The sequence below is a fragment of the Limnospira sp. PMC 1279.21 genome (assembly GCF_032349615.1).
In the GTDB taxonomy this organism is placed as follows: Bacteria; Cyanobacteriota; Cyanobacteriia; order Cyanobacteriales; family Microcoleaceae; genus Limnospira; species Limnospira fusiformis.
Window position 1 is genome coordinate 1 of record NZ_JARPLU010000110.1, and the last position, 17,436, is coordinate 17,436.

The 17,436-nt window shown below is 34.7% G+C and carries 17 protein-coding genes; 4 read left to right on the forward strand and 13 right to left on the reverse strand.

Annotation, left to right across the window (positions count from 1 at the left end; all coding sequences use genetic code 11):
- Nucleotides 1–396: 396 nt before the first annotated feature.
- Entirely contained in the window at nucleotides 397–930 is a 534-nt protein-coding gene (locus P5683_RS16095) for a hypothetical protein (protein ID WP_008053086.1), read from the forward strand.
- A 125-nt stretch (nucleotides 931–1,055) separates the two neighbouring features.
- On the opposite strand, the gene P5683_RS16100 is transcribed toward P5683_RS16095, so the two are convergent.
- The 4 genes from P5683_RS16100 to P5683_RS16115 are packed head-to-tail and all read right to left on the reverse strand — an operon-like array spanning nucleotide 1,056 to nucleotide 4,087.
- The gene (locus P5683_RS16100; protein ID WP_048895191.1) at nucleotides 1,056–1,760 is read right to left on the reverse strand and encodes a class I SAM-dependent methyltransferase; all 705 of its coding nucleotides are present in this window, start codon (nucleotides 1,758–1,760) and stop codon (nucleotides 1,056–1,058) included.
- Nucleotides 1,750–2,973, reverse strand: a complete 1,224-nt coding sequence (locus P5683_RS16105) for a hypothetical protein (protein WP_315640685.1) — start codon at nucleotides 2,971–2,973, stop codon at nucleotides 1,750–1,752. The genes P5683_RS16100 and P5683_RS16105 overlap by 11 nt, the downstream gene beginning before the upstream one ends.
- An 11-nt stretch (nucleotides 2,974–2,984) precedes the next feature.
- Nucleotides 2,985–3,539 carry a 2OG-Fe(II) oxygenase gene (locus P5683_RS16110; RefSeq protein ID WP_315640683.1) on the reverse strand — a complete coding sequence of 185 codons (555 nt, stop codon included), beginning with the start codon at nucleotides 3,537–3,539 and terminating at the stop codon, nucleotides 2,985–2,987.
- Nucleotides 3,540–3,544: 5 nt separating this feature from the next.
- The gene (locus P5683_RS16115; RefSeq protein ID WP_315640682.1) at nucleotides 3,545–4,087 is read right to left on the reverse strand and encodes a 2OG-Fe(II) oxygenase; all 543 of its coding nucleotides are present in this window, start codon (nucleotides 4,085–4,087) and stop codon (nucleotides 3,545–3,547) included.
- 287 nt (nucleotides 4,088–4,374) lie between these two features.
- Between P5683_RS16115 and P5683_RS16120 the strand changes: the two genes are divergently transcribed.
- Nucleotides 4,375–4,881 (forward strand): GUN4 domain-containing protein, encoded by a 507-nt coding sequence (locus tag P5683_RS16120; protein WP_008053081.1) that lies wholly within the window; start codon nucleotides 4,375–4,377, stop codon nucleotides 4,879–4,881.
- A 341-nt stretch (nucleotides 4,882–5,222) separates the two neighbouring features.
- Here the strand turns inward: P5683_RS16120 and P5683_RS16125 are convergent, their stop codons facing one another.
- From P5683_RS16125 to P5683_RS16165, 9 genes are all read right to left on the reverse strand, one after another.
- The gene (locus P5683_RS16125) at nucleotides 5,223–6,050 is read right to left on the reverse strand and encodes a hypothetical protein (protein WP_008053077.1); all 828 of its coding nucleotides are present in this window, start codon (nucleotides 6,048–6,050) and stop codon (nucleotides 5,223–5,225) included.
- 2 nt (nucleotides 6,051–6,052) lie between these two features.
- A complete protein-coding gene (locus tag P5683_RS16130; protein ID WP_008053076.1) occupies nucleotides 6,053–7,738 on the reverse strand; it encodes an ABC transporter ATP-binding protein in 1,686 nt (561 codons plus the stop codon).
- Between the two features lie 10 nt (nucleotides 7,739–7,748).
- A complete protein-coding gene (locus P5683_RS16135) occupies nucleotides 7,749–9,257 on the reverse strand; it encodes a hypothetical protein (RefSeq protein ID WP_315640679.1) in 1,509 nt (502 codons plus the stop codon).
- 38 nt (nucleotides 9,258–9,295) lie between these two features.
- The gene (locus tag P5683_RS16140) at nucleotides 9,296–10,381 is read right to left on the reverse strand and encodes a hypothetical protein (protein WP_157234455.1); all 1,086 of its coding nucleotides are present in this window, start codon (nucleotides 10,379–10,381) and stop codon (nucleotides 9,296–9,298) included.
- A 113-nt stretch (nucleotides 10,382–10,494) separates the two neighbouring features.
- Complete coding sequence (locus tag P5683_RS16145) at nucleotides 10,495–11,751, reverse strand: radical SAM protein (RefSeq protein WP_008053073.1); 1,257 nt, start codon at nucleotides 11,749–11,751, stop codon at nucleotides 10,495–10,497.
- 65 nt (nucleotides 11,752–11,816) lie between these two features.
- Nucleotides 11,817–12,974: a radical SAM/SPASM domain-containing protein gene (locus P5683_RS16150; protein WP_008053072.1), complete on the reverse strand. Its 1,158-nt coding sequence runs from the start codon at nucleotides 12,972–12,974 to the stop codon at nucleotides 11,817–11,819.
- Nucleotides 12,971–13,498 carry a phosphoglycerate mutase family protein gene (locus tag P5683_RS16155; protein ID WP_008053070.1) on the reverse strand — a complete coding sequence of 176 codons (528 nt, stop codon included), beginning with the start codon at nucleotides 13,496–13,498 and terminating at the stop codon, nucleotides 12,971–12,973. Before P5683_RS16155 ends, P5683_RS16150 begins: the two co-directional genes overlap by 4 nt.
- Nucleotides 13,479–14,648 (reverse strand): radical SAM protein, encoded by a 1,170-nt coding sequence (locus P5683_RS16160; protein ID WP_048895189.1) that lies wholly within the window; start codon nucleotides 14,646–14,648, stop codon nucleotides 13,479–13,481. The genes P5683_RS16155 and P5683_RS16160 overlap by 20 nt, the downstream gene beginning before the upstream one ends.
- A gap of 44 nt (nucleotides 14,649–14,692) precedes the next feature.
- Nucleotides 14,693–14,881, reverse strand: a complete 189-nt coding sequence (locus tag P5683_RS16165; protein WP_008053068.1) for a hypothetical protein — start codon at nucleotides 14,879–14,881, stop codon at nucleotides 14,693–14,695.
- A 429-nt stretch (nucleotides 14,882–15,310) separates the two neighbouring features.
- On the opposite strand from P5683_RS16165, the gene P5683_RS16170 reads away from it, so the two are divergent.
- Complete coding sequence (locus P5683_RS16170) at nucleotides 15,311–16,189, forward strand: Uma2 family endonuclease (RefSeq protein WP_046320807.1); 879 nt, start codon at nucleotides 15,311–15,313, stop codon at nucleotides 16,187–16,189.
- A 117-nt stretch (nucleotides 16,190–16,306) separates the two neighbouring features.
- On the forward strand, nucleotides 16,307–17,143 hold the full coding sequence (locus P5683_RS16175) for a Uma2 family endonuclease (RefSeq protein ID WP_006624075.1): 837 nt from the start codon (nucleotides 16,307–16,309) through the stop codon (nucleotides 17,141–17,143).
- Nucleotides 17,144–17,436: the final 293 nt, after the last annotated feature.

Sequence of the window (17,436 nt, forward strand, 5' to 3'; positions counted from 1 at the left end):
TGCTATCGTCGCATTGTCAGGCAATAGCCGGATAAATGTCGCGTAAATGTATCAGATTGCGGTTCTTGGTGGGTTTGGGATGCACTTCCCCACCCCCAGCAGTTTTTGGAGACGGTGGGACTTAGGGAAACTATTGATTGAGTTGGGCTATGGCAACTCAAATTAGGGCTGGGAGTATCGCGCCACTGACTGATTGGGATTCAACTGTCTCAGGTGGTACTTCTTGCTGTTGATTTTTTAGTCATAAGTATAGCCACGCCAGCACCACAGGTTCATCTAATGCGATCGCTCCTCCCCTTGTCAACCCCTTTATTCTTTTATGGCGGCGATTTGAGCCAGGGATTATAATGGATAATCATAAAAAAGGAGATGTTTCGGAAGGAGAATTGAGAGGGGATGGAGTGGCAAAGTGTGGTTAACTCGATTGATGAGTTTGTGTTTGAAAAAACTGGGGAACACTTGGATAGCCTGCAATTGGCGATTTTAAAGGGAGTGCTGAATGGCCATAAGTATAGTGCGATCGGCAAGCAGTACGGATGTAGTACAGGTCATGCCAAGGATAAGGGATACGAACTATGGCAGTTATTATCAAAAGTCTTTGATCAAGATGTTAATAAATCAAATTTAGTCGCTACAGTTGAGCGTTTAGGGTTTGTAAATTATCAACATCATATTGTCAAGAATTCTGTCAAAATAAGTAATATTAATTTCTGTGGCAATTATGAAACAGCCAATTTAGAAAATCCGGATAAAGTCCATCCTGAATCTCCAGTCACAAATACCATATATGAAGACGAAATAGTTGAACAGATATTGCAAGAGACTAAATTTAAGGCGGTGGAGAAACTAAGTAAACTCGGTTTAACACCGGAACAAATTGCCGAATCCCTAGATTTACCCTTACCAGAAGTTGAGAATTGGATAGAGTAACTTTATCCTCAGTAGTATGAATCAATAATTGTTAAAAAATCTTAAATTACCTTCACAAGCTTATTGAATCTTATTGAATTAGATTCATAAGCTTCATAAGTGTGATGCAATTTTTTCGATATAATCTAATGATTATTAATACACATCGCAATTAATTTAGGAGAATTTTTACGATAAAATTGTAAATTAAAATCACCATAAAATTTTGCCCTTGGAAATATCTGATTGTAAATGAGATGCAAATCATCTGCTTTATGTAAATACAGCGAATAGTCAAACTTAAGAATAATGTTGAAGCTTCTTTTCTCTATCACTTCATTATATATGATAATTTTTGATTGAGATGGCCTGGGAACCTCTTTAAATAAATAATCTTGATCTTGATGAAATTTAGACCTAAAGCTTTCGCTATTAATGTATTGAATATTGTCAGTTTCAATAATTAATTTATTCCAATAATGGCGAAATTTGTGGAGTTTATTTAATTCTGCCTCAACTTGTTGGTAATTCAAATGAAACAATACATTAAATGGATAAATAATGTTACATCTCTCCTTAACTTCTGTTATATCTGTAACATAACAGAAGTTGTCGTTCGATCCTTTTTCTTGAATTTTGTTGAGGAAAAAACCTTGATAATCTTCATCAGTTTCTATGCCAAAAACTCTGTAGCCTTGTTCAAGAAGATGCAAAGTAATTCTTCCCGTTCCTGAGCCAAACTCAACAACAGGAATATTCTTCTCTAATAAAGTGTCATACATCACAAAATCCGGCGAATAATCTTTGTATTGTGCTTCATACATTAATGATTTTAAAAATTTAGCTTGCATAATCACCAAATGTAATTACAAGGTTATATCGATCTTGATCGCAGTCTTCTGGAAGTGGGGTTAAATCATGAGGAGTAGAATCACCAAGATAGAAAAGAGTCGCACTATTGGGAACAGCTTTGTATCTTGTAATTGGCTCGTTAGTATTTTCACCTTTCCAAAATCTCAGATCATGCTCTCTACCTGTCGGACTTTGTAAAAGCCAGTTAAAACGAACTAATAATTGTCCGCCCAAAGAACTATCAGCGTGTTTAGTGATAAACTCATTTGACCTCATGTGAAAAGCATACACTTCACGAAGTTCATTAACTTTCATCCCTGTCAATTTTCTGATCACTTTTAATAAAGTATCAGATTCTAGCTTCGCAATTAAATCTTTAAACACTTGGGGCGAATTATCTTTTTTAGAGTATTCCCAAATATCAAAAGCTTCTTGAGTATATAGTATGTTGTTTTCTCCTGTTCTTCTAATCCAAGCGTTGCATAATTTTAGCTGGGTTAATAGCTCTTTTGCCTCTTGATTAGAAAGTATAGGAGCAATATGAACAACCGGATTTTTCTCAGTCATTAATTGTTGGGGCAATTCAGATTCTTCATAATCAAAAAGAGGTCGGTCTAGAGTGATTATTTCAGCATCTTGAAAACCATTTTTAGCATACTCATCTTCATAACTTATTTTGTATGTAATACTATATGTATCTTCAGGTTCATTTTGTTCTTGCTCTGAATACCAGGAAAACCACTGAACATCATCAGGAATTTGACAAACTTCTCCATCGTTGTAAAATAGCACAGCAAATAGCTCTGAGGTTTCCGGTACAACCACTAATTCTCCAGGAATTAGGTAATTTTCACTGATTAAAATAGGTTTACCATTTAGTACATCAACCCTTTTATATAGCATTAAAAAGGGGCAATTTCCTTCATAGTCACAAGGAAGATAAACACCGTTTGCTATAAGTTTTTTATTATGCTCGTATCGGCTAGATTTGGCACTATCATCAATCAAAATTAGCAGTGAATTTTTATGTTCATCTGAGTATTTAGCATATAGGTCTTTGACTAAATTATAAGGGCCAATAAAATAAACATCATCAATTTTTGTTCCCGGAGTAACTTTGACAACCTGGCTGGCATTTAGTAATCCAGATACATTACTAAGAATTTGTTCAACATTATTAGAAATCAGATTGATCGGATAACGAATTTTCATTGTTTGATTCCTTATTGATAAGTGATTACCATGCAAACTCTCTCACCAGATATCACTTCACTGACTGAGTGAAAAGATTCCTGATTCATTTCAAAAATAAAGGCTGTATTGGCATTAAGTTTATATGAAGCAAAAGGTGATTTCAGATTAAATATTGAATATAAGTTTAATTCTCCTCCTTCATAAGTTTCCGGATCGGATAGATAGCAAACTATTCTAAATTTTTCACCGTATTCATTATAATCATTGTGAACGATATTAAAGTTAGGTTTAATTAGTTTGTGAAACGAGATAGCCACACATTTTTCTAGAGATATTCTGAATAAAGGTTCTAAACTATGGATAAAATTACTATGAAAAAGAAAGCTAAATTTTTCCCTATCTGCTTCTTGATTCAGAAAATACTCTTCAATAAGTTTCCTTTGAATGATGTATTGAGGAAAATCAACATGATCGTAATATGTCCAAGGAGATTGTTGGGCAAATTCACGGAGCATTTGGAACTGCTCTGGAGAGAAAAAGTTTTCTTTGATATAGTGTTTGTAAGGTTGTTCTAGTAGCTGCATTTTTCTTAACTATAGGTTACACAAATACAATATCTGATGCCTTTGCCGATCGTTTGTACTTCATGAAAAAAATCGTCGGTTAAACGAAAGCCAAACCAAGAGTTCATGGGCATCTTTAATTCTTCATAAACGGTTTGTCCATCTAAATCAAAAAGTCTTAAACACCCTCCTTCATAATCATCTGGTTTAGATAAGTAGTAAACAATTCTAGCTAATTGACCAAATTCGTTTTTGTCGGTATGTTTTTGGCTAAAATCACCTATATCCATTTTATGAAAAGTGAAGTCTACGCACTTTTCTAATTTAATCTTCAATGCTTCTGAGAGTAGGGAAATAAAATCCTCTGAAATGAATTTTTCAATGATTGCTTGATTCTGAATGTAACATTCAGTTTCATAGTCAATACTGCTGACTTTATATTTGTAACTACCTTTATCGTAGAGTTCCCATTCTAAACTACTGACGCTAACCATCATAGCATGATATTCACTTAACGTCAAAAAATTTAAGCATTTGATATGTGGATATGGGTTTTTAAAATTTTTCATAATTTATACTTAATCTATACTTGAATTGATCAAAGGATAATTAATCAGCAATTCTCATTTTGACCCGCATCCTGTCCAAAATGCCCGATGATGCCCAATCTTGAACGAAAGAATGGGGCTTTCAAGAATCGCTCTTGAGATAATTCTCAATAAGCTGGGGCAAAATTTCCATAATGAGAATTGCTGATAATTAATTACCAAACTTGCATCCAACCTGAAATAATGGTATCATAAAAACAATTAAAAGCTGTAACCGCACTACATTACTAAAACTGAGAAGATTAATTATGTTCAAGGAAACAGACCTCTGTACTTTAGATGATTTGTTAGTACAAGGTAAATGGAAACAAGCTAATCGTTACACAGGACAGTTAATACATTCAAAGCTAGAAAAAATTACAGGTAAAAATACTTTTATGTGCGAGATAGTTGATTATCTTCCTCAATTTTCTCAAGATCAATTAAAAATAATTGATAATCTTTGGGTAAACAACAGCAATAAACATTTTGGCTTTTCCATCCAAAAAATAAAATGGAGTGAATGTTATAGTGAAGATACTGATAATTTCAAAATGGCGTATCAAGAGTTTTGTCAGCGAATCGGATGGATAAAAGGAAATAGATATCTGGAGAATACAGATCTTGATTTTTCTCTTAATGCCCCACAAGGACACCTGCCTGAACTCTGGGGTGGTTCTTGGCTTGTTATAAATATGATGTTTGGTCATGCAGTAGGGCATGGTTTTAGCTCTGATTTTGGTGATTTTACCATTGATTTTATTAGTCTTTTTTGAGATTTATAATATTGAATATAATATTGCCAATAGTCATGAGATACGCTCCCTTATAAGCATTAGACATCTCCAATAATTGCCCGTCACAAAGCCAGATCAAGGCTTTATATCTGATTTTTGGAGATGTCTATTAGGAAAAATTATATTCAGTTAAAAATATGAACTGCCAACTGTCTTTAAAACTCGGATCTTCCGGGTTAGCGGTAAAAACTGTATTAAATTACACACTTGGCAGGCTTGAAAATGCTTTAAAGCCTTGCCAAATATAGACATAAGTCTGGCTTATCACTATAGATCCGGGAGAGCCTAAAACTCATCGCTAACTTCATTAAATATTTATATTATTGAGTGCTTTTTAAAATGTTTTTTGTATAAAATAAATTTTTCTTCTGACAATACTGAATTAATTGGTTTGTTTCTTGTTGAATAATTAATCTTAATGACTGATAGTAATTTAACAAGGCTTGATCTAATAAAAGCTTGCCCTCATCATTATAATATTTATGATAAGCATTATTGCTGATGACAGTGGATGACTTTTGCCGATAGCCATCAGAAATTAAATCATTCAAGTCTAATCCACCCAGTAATATAACTGTATATTTTATAAGCTTTTCCTGATGAACAGAATTATAATTCTCGGCTGCACAGAAAAAATATTTAATTCGATAGTAAACATCATTACTAATATCACTAAAGTTAATTTTATTTTCTATTAAGGGACTTTTATATCTTGTACTCTCAAATAAATAGCGATCGAATTTCTCCCGATCGTCTCTTGAAAGTAAAGAAGTTAATCTTGGATAGTATTTTTGATACAGTAGAATGGATTCATAGGTTTTGAATAACTGAGAATCACTATCTACTAAATCGTCTATAAATCTGCCAATTAAGCAAAAGTAAAGAATCTTTTTCAAGAAACTTACATTTGCGCGATCGGGAAATTGATTGTGGGTTAGCTGAAAATAGGGGATGGCAAAACGCAGTAAATACATTTGCACAAAAAGAATTAGCAAATCTTCTCTTATCTCTAAATCATAGTCATTTTTGAGAGAAAGAATGTAGTTTTCTTCCTCCTCAAACAATTCTTCAAGGGTTTCAAATTTTTCAATCTCGCATTCTGAAAGAGTATATATGTTACCAAAATTATGTATTTCTTTTGTTAGCATTGTTAATCCAACTGTATAATTACATCACACTCTCTTTTATATTTAGCTTCGTGTAAAGCTACTAAAAGTAAACGCTTGTTTTTCTCCTCTTTAATAGCTGACCAGATTAATTCTGCCATATCTTGATCGATATTTGCAAGAGGTTCATCTAAAATCAAAATCGGTCGATCTATTGAGAGAGTATTAATTACAGACAAAACTCGGCGCTGTCCAACGCTTAATCCAATAACGTCTCCTGTAACTAAAGTATTTTCTGCTTGAGGAAGCTTGGCAATAATCTTATGATATGCTTCAAGGCAATAAGAGTTAGTGACCTTACCATTAATAGTATATAAATCAAGATTTTCTTTGACTGTCATTTCTGCCAGTTTTGGTTCTTGTGGTAGATAGGCGATTTCATCAGCTATTTCAGATACTTCAATAGTAATATCACCATTAATGTTAACATTCAAATTAGTATCTAAACGACCAGCAATTATTTTCAATAAAGTAGTTTTGCCTACCCCTGAGTCACCAGCAATACAAGTAATCTTACCTTTTTCAAGACTGAATTGCCTAAAGTCAATTTTTTTGCTGCTGTCATAAGCATATTTGAAACTATCAATATGAACAGATTTAAAATCAGTGATTGTTTTTTTACCTTCCAGGGATTGATCAAATAGCTGATTGCGATAAATACTTTCAAAACGAACAAAATCAATACGCTGATTTTGCAGAATAGGAATTACTCTTGCTAGATTAGCCAAAGGAGAAGTAATTTTAGAAGCAAATAAATACAATGTGGCAGCAGTGGAGATGCCAAGACTATGGTTAGTGCTTGAGAGTATTGCTACTATAATAACTACCAAAGGAGCTAAAGAAGCCATCCCCGAAAGAACACCATAAAGTAATGAGCCATAAAATCCTTGCAATGAAATTGCGCTGGAATACTCAGTAATATTAGGTGAGATTTTGGCGATGAATTTTTGAAAAACTTCCTTGGGTCTTAAACTATCACTCAAGGAAACTGAAGAACGTATATTTCTACCTACAGTTTCTTCCATCAAAGCATAGTTTCTAGAGGCAACTAAAGCTTTAGGACTCAATATTAAAAGCAAGATAATCCAGCATAAGAAAATTAATAATAATGAATGACCTGCCATTGTATTTTCTTGGTAAGTTCCCCAAAGCAAAATTCCCAGTGTAAATATTGATCCCACTGTGTTGGCTAGTACATTGTGAAAAAATTCTGAGATTTGCCTGATGGTAAGCCAACGTTGTACTACTGTAGATTCCTGTTTTTTGACCTTTTCTGCTGTTTGGGAATAGACTAACTGGTTGATAATTTTCGGAGTAAGTTTGTGATTAAGTAAGGCAAAGTTCCAAGAAATAGACCAAGCAATAACAACATCACAAATCATCCCAATAAAGATGATAACTAAAGCCACTGTCACACAATTGACAATGATCTGTTGTTTGCTTGCAGCACCCTCAGCAAAAGTTTGGTAAAGCCAACTCGCTTTGTTGATATCCCTGGACGGGTCAACTTGTGACACCGCAATATTTAAGGCTTCAATGGAGTAAAGTATGGTGTAGGAAACAAAAACTTGCAAAAGTACAGATAGAACAAATGGTTTCCAGATATATCTAAAAAATCTGAAAATAACTAAAAGAGATTTAAGCGATGGGATTGTAATGGAAATAAGCATTACTAATTTTTTAGGGATTGACTTGATTTTTAAAGGTATTAAATTCTTCTTCTAGTTTGTTCAAATATTTCTCTAAATGTTGGAAATTTTTTTTGCAGTATCTTAAACCTTCATTCCACTCATCAATATTAGAAGTAAATATTTGGAACTCTTGATCAAGTTCAGATTTATATTGCTCAATACAAGACAAATAACAAATTAATTTGCCAACTCGCCATAAGTAAAATTCTCCAGGGGAATTTTGTGAATTAATGCCATCAAGATAACTATCAGCATCATAAAAATATTGTAATGCTGCCTTAAAATCGCCTAAATGTATTTCGCAGTTACCTAAATTAATCTTTAATTTAAAATTTTCTCTTTGATTTTTTTCAGCAATAATTTCTTTTAATTGTTCTAGTTGTTTCTTGGCTTTTTTGATTAAATTTGTTTCTTGGCAATACGAATTATAATATTTTTGCGAATAGCAATAAGCTATTAAATTATAAATTTCTATTTTATATTCCGCCCAATCTAACAATTCTTCAAGATTCTTAAGAGCAAGATCGTAATTGTTTAAAGCATATTCTTGATTACATAAAATAGTTGCTCTATTAAGTTTGCATCTTTTTAACAATTCTTTTTCGTTCAAATATTTTTTTTCAAAATCTTCTATCTCTTTTAAAGCTTGTTCAAAATTTTTCATTTTCATGTAGTGATCGACCATAGTAAGCACATTCATTTTTATAGCTTCAGCTTGAATATATTTTTTAAAATCATCACTAATATTATCGATCATTTTTGTTAAATTTTCTGTTTTATCTCTTTCCGATGAAACTATTTTTTGAAGTTCTGAAACTTGACCATTTATTTTTTCACTTAATTCCCCAAGTTTAGCATTAACATCAGTAATATTTGTTTTTAGTTTTTGCTCATCGGCATTCAAGTTTGCTTTAATTGCTTCAATATCCTGATCCAAGTTTTTTATCTTTTCATCCAAATCAGTAATATTTGTTTTTAGTTTTTGCTCATCGGCATTCAAGTTTGCTTTAATTGCTTCAATATCCTGATCCAAGTTTTTTATCTTTTCATCCAACTTTGCTTTAATTGCTTTAATATCCTCATCAAATTTTTCTTTAATTTCTTCAATTTCCTTCATCTTTTTGTTCAATTTTTCTGTTGTAGTTTTGTCAATTTTAGAATAACCCAAGTAACCAAGAATAAATATGGAAATAGTCAAAACAATAGAAAGTATAGTTATTAAAAGAGCAAGAGCCGTTACAACAAACGTATTGTAACCAATAGAAACTCCAAGATCGATTGTCTCTTTTTTCACTTCTGGCTTTTCTGGTTGTTGAGTTGGATTTTCCTTTATTTTTGGTTGTTGAGTTTCTAAACTTTGTTTCTGTATTAGGTTTTCTTGCTTGGGCAAATTAGGAGTATTTTGATCTTGAGTTTGTGCTAAGACTGATTGATTGTGATAGGAAGGATTCAACCAACAAAAAATAACCAGCACAATGGTCATGCTAATTTTTTTCATCCAAATGTGTAAAAGTAAATTTTGACTCTGCATATTTGTTAATTACCAAAAGTTAAGATTATATTGATTCTGTCACAATCAGCATCCCAAGAGATTAAAGAAACATCATGGGGTGTTTGTTCACCTAAACGAAAAATAGTTGCACTATTAGGTACAGATTGGCAGCAATATACAGTTTCATTCTTGACAAATCGCAAATCATGTTTACGGTTGGTAGGTAACTGTAAAAGCCAATTAAATCTAACTAATAGTTTGCCATTCATGTGATGATCTTCATGGATGTCAAAAAATTCACCGTTTTGCATTCTATAAGCATAAATTTCATTGACATATTTGACTGAAATATCACTTATTTTTGATATCGCTTGAACCGTTTCCGGCTTTTTAATCTCCTCAATAATTCTTGTGATAGAAGCAGGGCAATCAGATAATTTACTCATTTCGAGAATATCTAATGACATTTGAATGAAATTGTCAGAATGTCGTTTTACCCATAAAGTTGACTGTTTAATATCATGCAAAAGTTCTTCATGTAATTTCTGATTAAGCACAGGAAATATTTGTGTGAACTGGAACTCCTCTGTCAAAAGTTGCTGAACTATAGTCCTTTCCTCAAAAAATGATTTCTCAAATCTATGAGGTATAACATCAGTATATGAATAGACTTTGTTGTTGATAGTTTTTTGATTATCAAAATTACTTGATTCTAAAAAATAATCTATTGTGTAATTTTCTTTATTAAAAAAAGAAATACTCATCAACTCATTGGGAAGACTTGTGTGGGTATCATTCACTTCATCATAAAATGAAATAGTAGCAATTACTTCAACATTTTCAGTAACTAAAATAAATTCTCCAGGGCGAACTAAATTTTCAGAAATAATTACAGGCTTATTCCCATAGGCATTCATTTGTTTGTATATAATTAGTGTGGGTAACTGTGGGTGTGAATAAGTATGTGGTAAATAATATCCTCTGGCTACTAAATTGTCAATATTTTTTATCTTATTAATAGCATCAAAAAAATTTCCACTGATTCTAAACCGAGTAAAATCAGAAGTAAAGCTTTTAGAACCATTGACTATAAATTTACGAATAGGAGCTATTAAAAAAGAATCGGACAAGGGGATTCTATAGTTGTCAAATAAAAAATCTGAGCAACCTAAAAATGAGCAAATATCAAGACACAGTGAGTTGATATCATTAGTGTAAAAGTTTACTGGATATCTCAAATATTTCATACAGCTTTTTTGACTGGTTCATTAAGATTCTTTAGACGTTCTTTATATTTCTCAATGTTGTTAAACGATTGAGAAAGCATAATACTACGTCTGGTGAAAGTTTTTGCTTGTTTCAAGTCATTGTTTTTTTCGGCAACAAATGACATTAAATAATTGGCCACTGGATTTTTATTCAAAGCAATTTTATTGGCGGCAAAAAATTGTTCGGCTTTGCCAAAGTCATTGGCTTGGAAGTAACTAAACATTTCTCTCAATAAGTCTTCTTCGCTGATTCTTTTACCTACTGAATTAGGAGAATGAGCTATGCAGCCTCCGTAACAAGTTTTATTGAGAGCAAATTCACAAGTGCTACAATATTCAAATGTCTGAGGAACACCATAAAGTTCATCTATATTTTTTTCGTAGTAAGTAACGACTTCTTGAAAATTATTGAAATCCGTCAATTTAGTCCGTTTTAAATCAGCCAGTGCATAGCAGCGGAAAACTTCTAAATCAGGGGTGACATCAATAACCGGACCACAGGATTTAATGGAGTTGATGGTAAATGGTTGAGTGAGAGCAATTCTACCTAATTGTTCATGGGTAAAAAAGCATTTGGGAATAGGGCAATCAAGAGCAGCATCTATTCCACTTTGATAGGCTTCTTCTAAAAAGTCAGCAACACGACTTGAAACTAATTGGTATTCTTCAGGTAGTAAAGTTTGAGTATAAGGATTTTTTGTTAATTCTGGAAAGGCAATTGTCCAACGTAAATAAGTTGAACCATATTCACGACACACCTGCAAAATTTCTTGATAGTTAAATTCTTTCTCGTAAATATTGTAGCCGAAAGTAGCCTTAAACCCATAGCCCAAAATTAAATCAAAATTTTGCAATACTAAGTTGTACTCTTTTTCGGTTTTATAATCTTTTTTTTCATTAAGGTTGAATAAAAAATTAATCCGAGTAGTATCTAATTCACTAATTTTTGCGATTAATTTTGAGGGTACTATGCCTCCTGTGAAAATGCAAATTTTGCTGACATTACACAGTTCTAAAAGTTTTTCAAGCAGGTAAGGTAACTCTAGGTAAAGGAATGGTTCACCTCCAATAATATTCAGTTCAAAGTTCGATCCAGAATTACTAATAAAATCTAATAATATAGGAATATTTTCTTCCTTTAAAGCTGCTTTAGCATTGTTTTTTGCCATTTCATTTGAAGCAAAACAATACTTACAGTAGTTCGTACATTTATCTACTACGATGATATTCATATTTTTAATGCCTCTGTTGTGTTGACTGTGAAATAATGACCAACTGGGATGTAAGACAAAAAATGCTATACTAATGCCCTGCTTTTTGATTCGTGGATAGATATTAATTCCACGATTAAACTCCGATCAATAGTTTGAAGATAAGAATAAAGTTGCTTGGTTGCTAAACAAGTATTTTCAGGAGTTTCGGGATCTGTATGGTCAAATGCTGGACAGCCATGTTCACAAACAAACTTGGCTGGACAATGAACGCACTCGTTATAATATTTTTCTTTTTTGGTGTGAAATTTTTTGAGTAATTCAAAATAATCAACTGGGTTAGTTTCTCTTGTGTCCCTGAAGTTATCTAATTTAAAATTTTTCATATTTCCACTAGATCCAGCACAACCACAAGGGAAAACATTACCGTCATTTTGTACGGCGATCATGGTGACTCCAGCATGACAAAATAAATTGTCGCAGCGAAGTTGTTGAAAAGTTTCTTCCGTTGATTGAGGGGGATTGATGAATTGTTGCAATTTTTTAATCATGCGCGTATCTACAATTTCGCCTTTGTATTTCAACATACAATCAACACAATCTTTAAAAGCCCTAAAAGTTTTCTCTGTTCCCAGCAATTCCATAGAATTTCCTCTGCCTACAGAAGAAGCAATATTCATGTGAAATATCCGAATGCCCAATTCTTCCATTTGTTTGAAAAATAAAGGAATTTTGTTCCAGTTGTGGTGACTTATAACAACAATGACTCCACCAAACAATCCAGCATCTTGCAACTTTTTCATATTGGCAACAGTCACTCCAAAATTTCCTCTCATGGCGTTGTGGGTTTCCTTGTCACCATCTAAGGAAACTCCTACTTTTACTTGGTGTTTTTTAAAGCTTTCAACATGAGCATTTTTTAAGAGGGTAAGATTACTTTGCATACTGAAATATACTTTTTTGCCTAGTTGATTGGCTTTGCTGGTGGCAAAAGTACAGGCTTCTTCAAACCACTCAGGAGTATGTAATAAGGGTTCACCTCCATGAAATACGATGTCTAAGAAATCACTTTTGCTCTCTAGTAGCATTTTAGTGATGGTATCTCGATATAGTTCGTTGGTAAAAAGATTTTTAATTTGCTTGTCTGGCAATAAAGTCTCAGCATAGCAATAGGTGCAACTTAAGTTACACATATTAGTAATTTCAATATGAACTTCGTTGATGTTTTTATATGGTGATTTCATGTTAATAAATCCTTGGAAAAATGGGAGATGGAATTTAAAGCAATAAGTTTTTGATTGTTGTCAATAATTGTTAAACCACAATTATTGAAAATCAGGGATTCAGAAACTCTAGCGTTCAAATTTAAAACAATGGAGGCGATTGCTTGTAAAACATGACCATGAGTTACAATTAAATAATTTTCATTTTTATTTAATTTTTGTAAAAAAATGTTAATTCTTTTAGCGCAATCAGCTAAACTTTCAATATTGGTTTTTTCGATTAGCAACTTTTCGTGTACAATCAAGTTATTATCACTTTCATTTACTATATTATTTATAATTTTACTGGTTTGTTTTGCTCGGGTTAGAGTAGAAGAAACCAAACAGGTTTTTGGAGCAAAAACATTCTTAATATACAATGCAGTGATATTAGCTTGTGCTTTTCCTTTTTCGGTTAGAACATCTTGTTCATCGCTAGAAAAAGAATAATTTTTATCTTGTAAATTAGCTATACATTGTCCATGTCTAATCCATATTTGAGTCATAGTCATCTATTAATTTTTCCCCGTGTTCTAAAAGATATCTTTGATAAATTGGCAATACTGCTTTGAGATCAACTTCTATTTCAGTTAAATCATCATTGATCATTAATTCATTCAACTTATTTTGATATTCGCTTTCCTCAAGCTTGGTAAGATATTTTTCACAAGCTCTACACATATCATTAGGCACTTCTTCCTTTTTAAAGCCCAAATTCCTTAAACTTTGTTGTGGTCCATATTTAGAGAGATACCTGTAAATGGGAGTATTTTCCATTCTGTCAAGTATTGTTTCTAAAGATTCACTGGGATATTGACCGACTACAAAGTTTTTAGTTTTAAACCTTGCCATGTGACAAAGTAATACTTGTCCATCGGGATTAAGAGTGGGAACTGCCATGACATAGGGACAACGGCAATAGTGTTCTTCTTCATTTTGTTCGGCAAGGTGAATATTGTCTGCGCCTCTACCTTCATATTGGTATTCAGAAACTGTCCACTCAATCTTGTCAATATCTATGTTTTCTTTAATCAGAGCTTTTTTTAGGTCTGCCATTTGCAGTGAAGTGTTACCACCTTGACATACAAACACACAAACGTGCATTCCCAAATCTTGCGATCGCTTTGTAAATTGAGTAAACTGCTCAATAGTTACTTTCTGGGCATGAGGCTCATCAAATGAAAGCATGACACATTCAAGCCCAGCCTTATGTAAACTATCTAAAAGTTGCAGCGTATCTTCTCCCGTTTTAGTGAAAGTAGAAGATGTTATATCTGTAAACATCCCCAACTCTTTAGTCCGATTTATTAGATCAATTAGATTATTATAAAGTAGAGGTTCTCCTCCTGTAAAGTGAACGCGGTTAAGACCGTTAGCTTTAGCATCTCTGATGGCTTCTAATCCTATTTGAAGAGGTAGATTTAAACCTTTTGGAGTTGCGGAAATAGAGCAGTGGTAGCAGCCTACATTGCATCTCTCAGTCGTTCGGATTACCAAAGTATATGGCTTCAGTTTTATTTTTTGATCGATCATAATTTTGAGGTTGTGCGTATTGAAATTACAAGCGATACCAGTCAATCTACCAGTACCGCTTGTAGAGGATAAACTGGTAGCATTCAGGTATTTGAGAATTATTTTAGTTTCGATTAATTCCAATTATTCCTGAGTGCTTCTATGAATCTTATAGTTACCTCGGCGATTCAAGATGACTTATGATATTTGTTGTAAACATTATATCCAGAGGGACTTGATACTACTGATTTTTGCTCATCGGTAATCAATTCCATAAATTGATCGAGGGTTGGCGCTTGGAATTCATTTTCTTTCATATTAGCATTTGATTCATTGCTGACATCATTAATTCCGATTTTCTGACTGCTATTTTTCATGGCTAAATACCGTATTTTTACAGATACAAAATCAATCTACATGATATAACCTATCAAATATTTAAGCAATATTATAAATATACTGTAATTGATAGGCTAGTACCTATCTGCTTATTATGATTCAATTATCAAAGTATTGCAAGTCGGAAAAGGACGGAAAAGGACGGAAAAAGACGGGAGTTTGATTAAGAAATGTAAAAATTTAGGATGCTTGCCTCTAATGGTAGATGACAAGATGTTTCCCAAGCGGAATTGAGAGGTAATGGAGTGTCAGCAGTGGAGCGATTCAACTAGGTAAGGCTTGGATAGTCTACCGTTGGTGGTTTAAAAGGAAGTGCGGAAGGGTCAAAAATAGAGAGCGATCGCTCTCGAAAATCCTACCCAAATGCTATACTGTCTGCCATAACCTGCGATGAGAAACTATTTACCATGACCATCGCCCCATCATCAGAACTGGGAATTACCACCCTTCCCGATCATACTCAACTCCCGGACTCCGACGGTACTTTCGTGAAAAACTTTCAGGAGCATCCCCAAAGTATCTTATTGACTGATTCCATTCTATCAACACTAGATAGTCTACACCCAGACCAGCAATATGCCATAGGTCAAGATTCTGGTATCTATTGGCGATTAACAGAACCCCTAGAACGGGGGGCGGAATGTCCAGACTGGTTTTATGTTCCCAACGTTCCCCCAACTCTTGATGGTAGGGTGAGACGTTCCTATGTATTATGGCAGGAATATATCCCCCCTTTAATTGCCATAGAATTTGTGTCGGGAGATGGTTCAGAAGAACGCGATCGCACTCCCTTATATCAAATTTCTGGAGAACGTCAAAAACCCGGTAAATTTTGGGTATATGAACAAATCATCCGCCCCCCTTTCTATGCTATCTATGAGGTACGGAAAGCCAGTGTAGAAGTCTATCACCTAATGGAAAATCACTATGAGTTAGTGGCCGCGAATGAAAGAGGTCACTATCCCATTCACCCCATGGGTGTAGAATTAGGCATTTGGCTCGGACAGTATGGCAACCTAGAATTGCCTTGGTTGCGTTGGTGGGATAGCCAGGGTAATTTGCTATTAACCGGGGATGAACGAGCTAGAATTGAACGCCAGCGGGCAGAAAATGAACGTCAACGGGCGGAAAATGAACGTCAGCGGGCAGAAAATGAACATCAACGGGCGGAACAAGCTGAACTAGAGTTACAGCAGGAACGCCAACGGGCCGAAGCTGAACGCCAACGGGCTGAACGACTAGCGGAGTTTTTGCGCGCCCAGGGAATTGACCCCGAAGAACTTTAAATAACTGTAAATAGAGGCGATCGCACCTACTGAGAAAAGCCTAGAGGCGATCGCTCTCCAAGGTCCTATCTAAATGCTATACTGTCTGCCATAACCTGCGATGAGAAACTATTTACCATGACCATCGCCCCATCATCAGAACTGGGAATTACCACCCTTCCCGATCATACTCAACTCCCGGACTCCGACGGTACTTTCGTGAAAAACTTTCAGGAGCATCCCCAAAGTATCTTATTGACTGATTCCATTCTATCAACACTAGATAGTCTACACCCAGACCAGCAATATGCCATAGGTCAAGATTCTGGTATCTATTGGCGATTAACAGAACCCCTAGAACGGGGGGCGGAATGTCCAGACTGGTTTTATGTTCCCAACGTTCCCCCAACTCTTGATGGTAGGGTGAGACGTTCCTATGTATTATGGCAGGAATATATCCCCCCTTTAATTGCCATAGAATTTGTGTCGGGAGATGGTTCAGAAGAACGCGATCGCACTCCCTTATATCAAATTTCTGGAGAACGTCAAAAACCCGGTAAATTTTGGGTATATGAACAAATCATCCGCCCCCCTTTCTATGCTATCTATGAGGTACGGAAAGCCAGTGTAGAAGTCTATCACCTAATGGAAAATCACTATGAGTTAGTGGCCGCGAATGAAAGAGGTCACTATCCCATTCACCCCATGGGTGTAGAATTAGGCATTTGGCTCGGACAGTATGGCAACCTAGAATTGCCTTGGCTGCGCTGGTGGGATAGCCAGGGTAATTTGTTATTAACCGGGGATGAACGAGCTAGAATTGAACGCCAGCGGGCGGAACAAGCTGAACAGCGTTTTGAACAAGCCGAAGTGGAGTTACAGCAGGAACGCCAACGAGCCGAAGCTGAACGCCAACGGGCGGAAAGACTAGCTGAGTTATTACGCGCCCAGGGAATTGACCCCGAAGAACTTTAAATAAATAGAGGCGATCGCACCTACCTATTTTGGGGAGGGCGATCGCTCTCGAAAATCCTACCCAAATGCTATACTGTCTGCCATAATAGGCTATGAGAAATTATTGACTATGACCATCGCCCAATGAGATAATAGTAGCCAAAAGTTGGGAGCATGATTTAATCTCAAATTAGGTTAACATTTGACGGCAATACGGTATAATACCAAGTATGGTGCGAGACCTTCGGGTATGAAATCGAGCTGAAATGGGCGTGGGGACTACCCGGTGAGGACTTCAACCCCTTGCTTGATTC

What these genes read in the sequence shown, in the direction of transcription:
- P5683_RS16165 (WP_008053068.1), bottom strand. Translation starts at nt 14,881, where the DNA reads ATGAAAAATAGCAGTCAGAAAATCGGAATTAATGATGTCAGCAATGAA.
- P5683_RS16135 (WP_315640679.1), bottom strand. Translation starts at nt 9,257, where the DNA reads ATGAAAAAAATTAGCATGACCATTGTGCTGGTTATTTTTTGTTGGTTG.
- P5683_RS16100 (WP_048895191.1), bottom strand. Translation starts at nt 1,760, where the DNA reads ATGCAAGCTAAATTTTTAAAATCATTAATGTATGAAGCACAATACAAA.
- P5683_RS16170 (WP_046320807.1), top strand. Translation starts at nt 15,311, where the DNA reads ATGACCATCGCCCCATCATCAGAACTGGGAATTACCACCCTTCCCGAT.
- P5683_RS16145 (WP_008053073.1), bottom strand. Translation starts at nt 11,751, where the DNA reads ATGAATATCATCGTAGTAGATAAATGTACGAACTACTGTAAGTATTGT.
- P5683_RS16130 (WP_008053076.1), bottom strand. Translation starts at nt 7,738, where the DNA reads ATGCTTATTTCCATTACAATCCCATCGCTTAAATCTCTTTTAGTTATT.
- P5683_RS16120 (WP_008053081.1), top strand. Translation starts at nt 4,375, where the DNA reads ATGTTCAAGGAAACAGACCTCTGTACTTTAGATGATTTGTTAGTACAA.
- P5683_RS16095 (WP_008053086.1), top strand. Translation starts at nt 397, where the DNA reads ATGGAGTGGCAAAGTGTGGTTAACTCGATTGATGAGTTTGTGTTTGAA.
- P5683_RS16175 (WP_006624075.1), top strand. Translation starts at nt 16,307, where the DNA reads ATGACCATCGCCCCATCATCAGAACTGGGAATTACCACCCTTCCCGAT.
- P5683_RS16105 (WP_315640685.1), bottom strand. Translation starts at nt 2,973, where the DNA reads ATGAAAATTCGTTATCCGATCAATCTGATTTCTAATAATGTTGAACAA.
- P5683_RS16125 (WP_008053077.1), bottom strand. Translation starts at nt 6,050, where the DNA reads ATGCTAACAAAAGAAATACATAATTTTGGTAACATATATACTCTTTCA.
- P5683_RS16115 (WP_315640682.1), bottom strand. Translation starts at nt 4,087, where the DNA reads ATGAAAAATTTTAAAAACCCATATCCACATATCAAATGCTTAAATTTT.
- P5683_RS16150 (WP_008053072.1), bottom strand. Translation starts at nt 12,974, where the DNA reads ATGAAATCACCATATAAAAACATCAACGAAGTTCATATTGAAATTACT.
- P5683_RS16155 (WP_008053070.1), bottom strand. Translation starts at nt 13,498, where the DNA reads ATGACTCAAATATGGATTAGACATGGACAATGTATAGCTAATTTACAA.
- P5683_RS16110 (WP_315640683.1), bottom strand. Translation starts at nt 3,539, where the DNA reads ATGCAGCTACTAGAACAACCTTACAAACACTATATCAAAGAAAACTTT.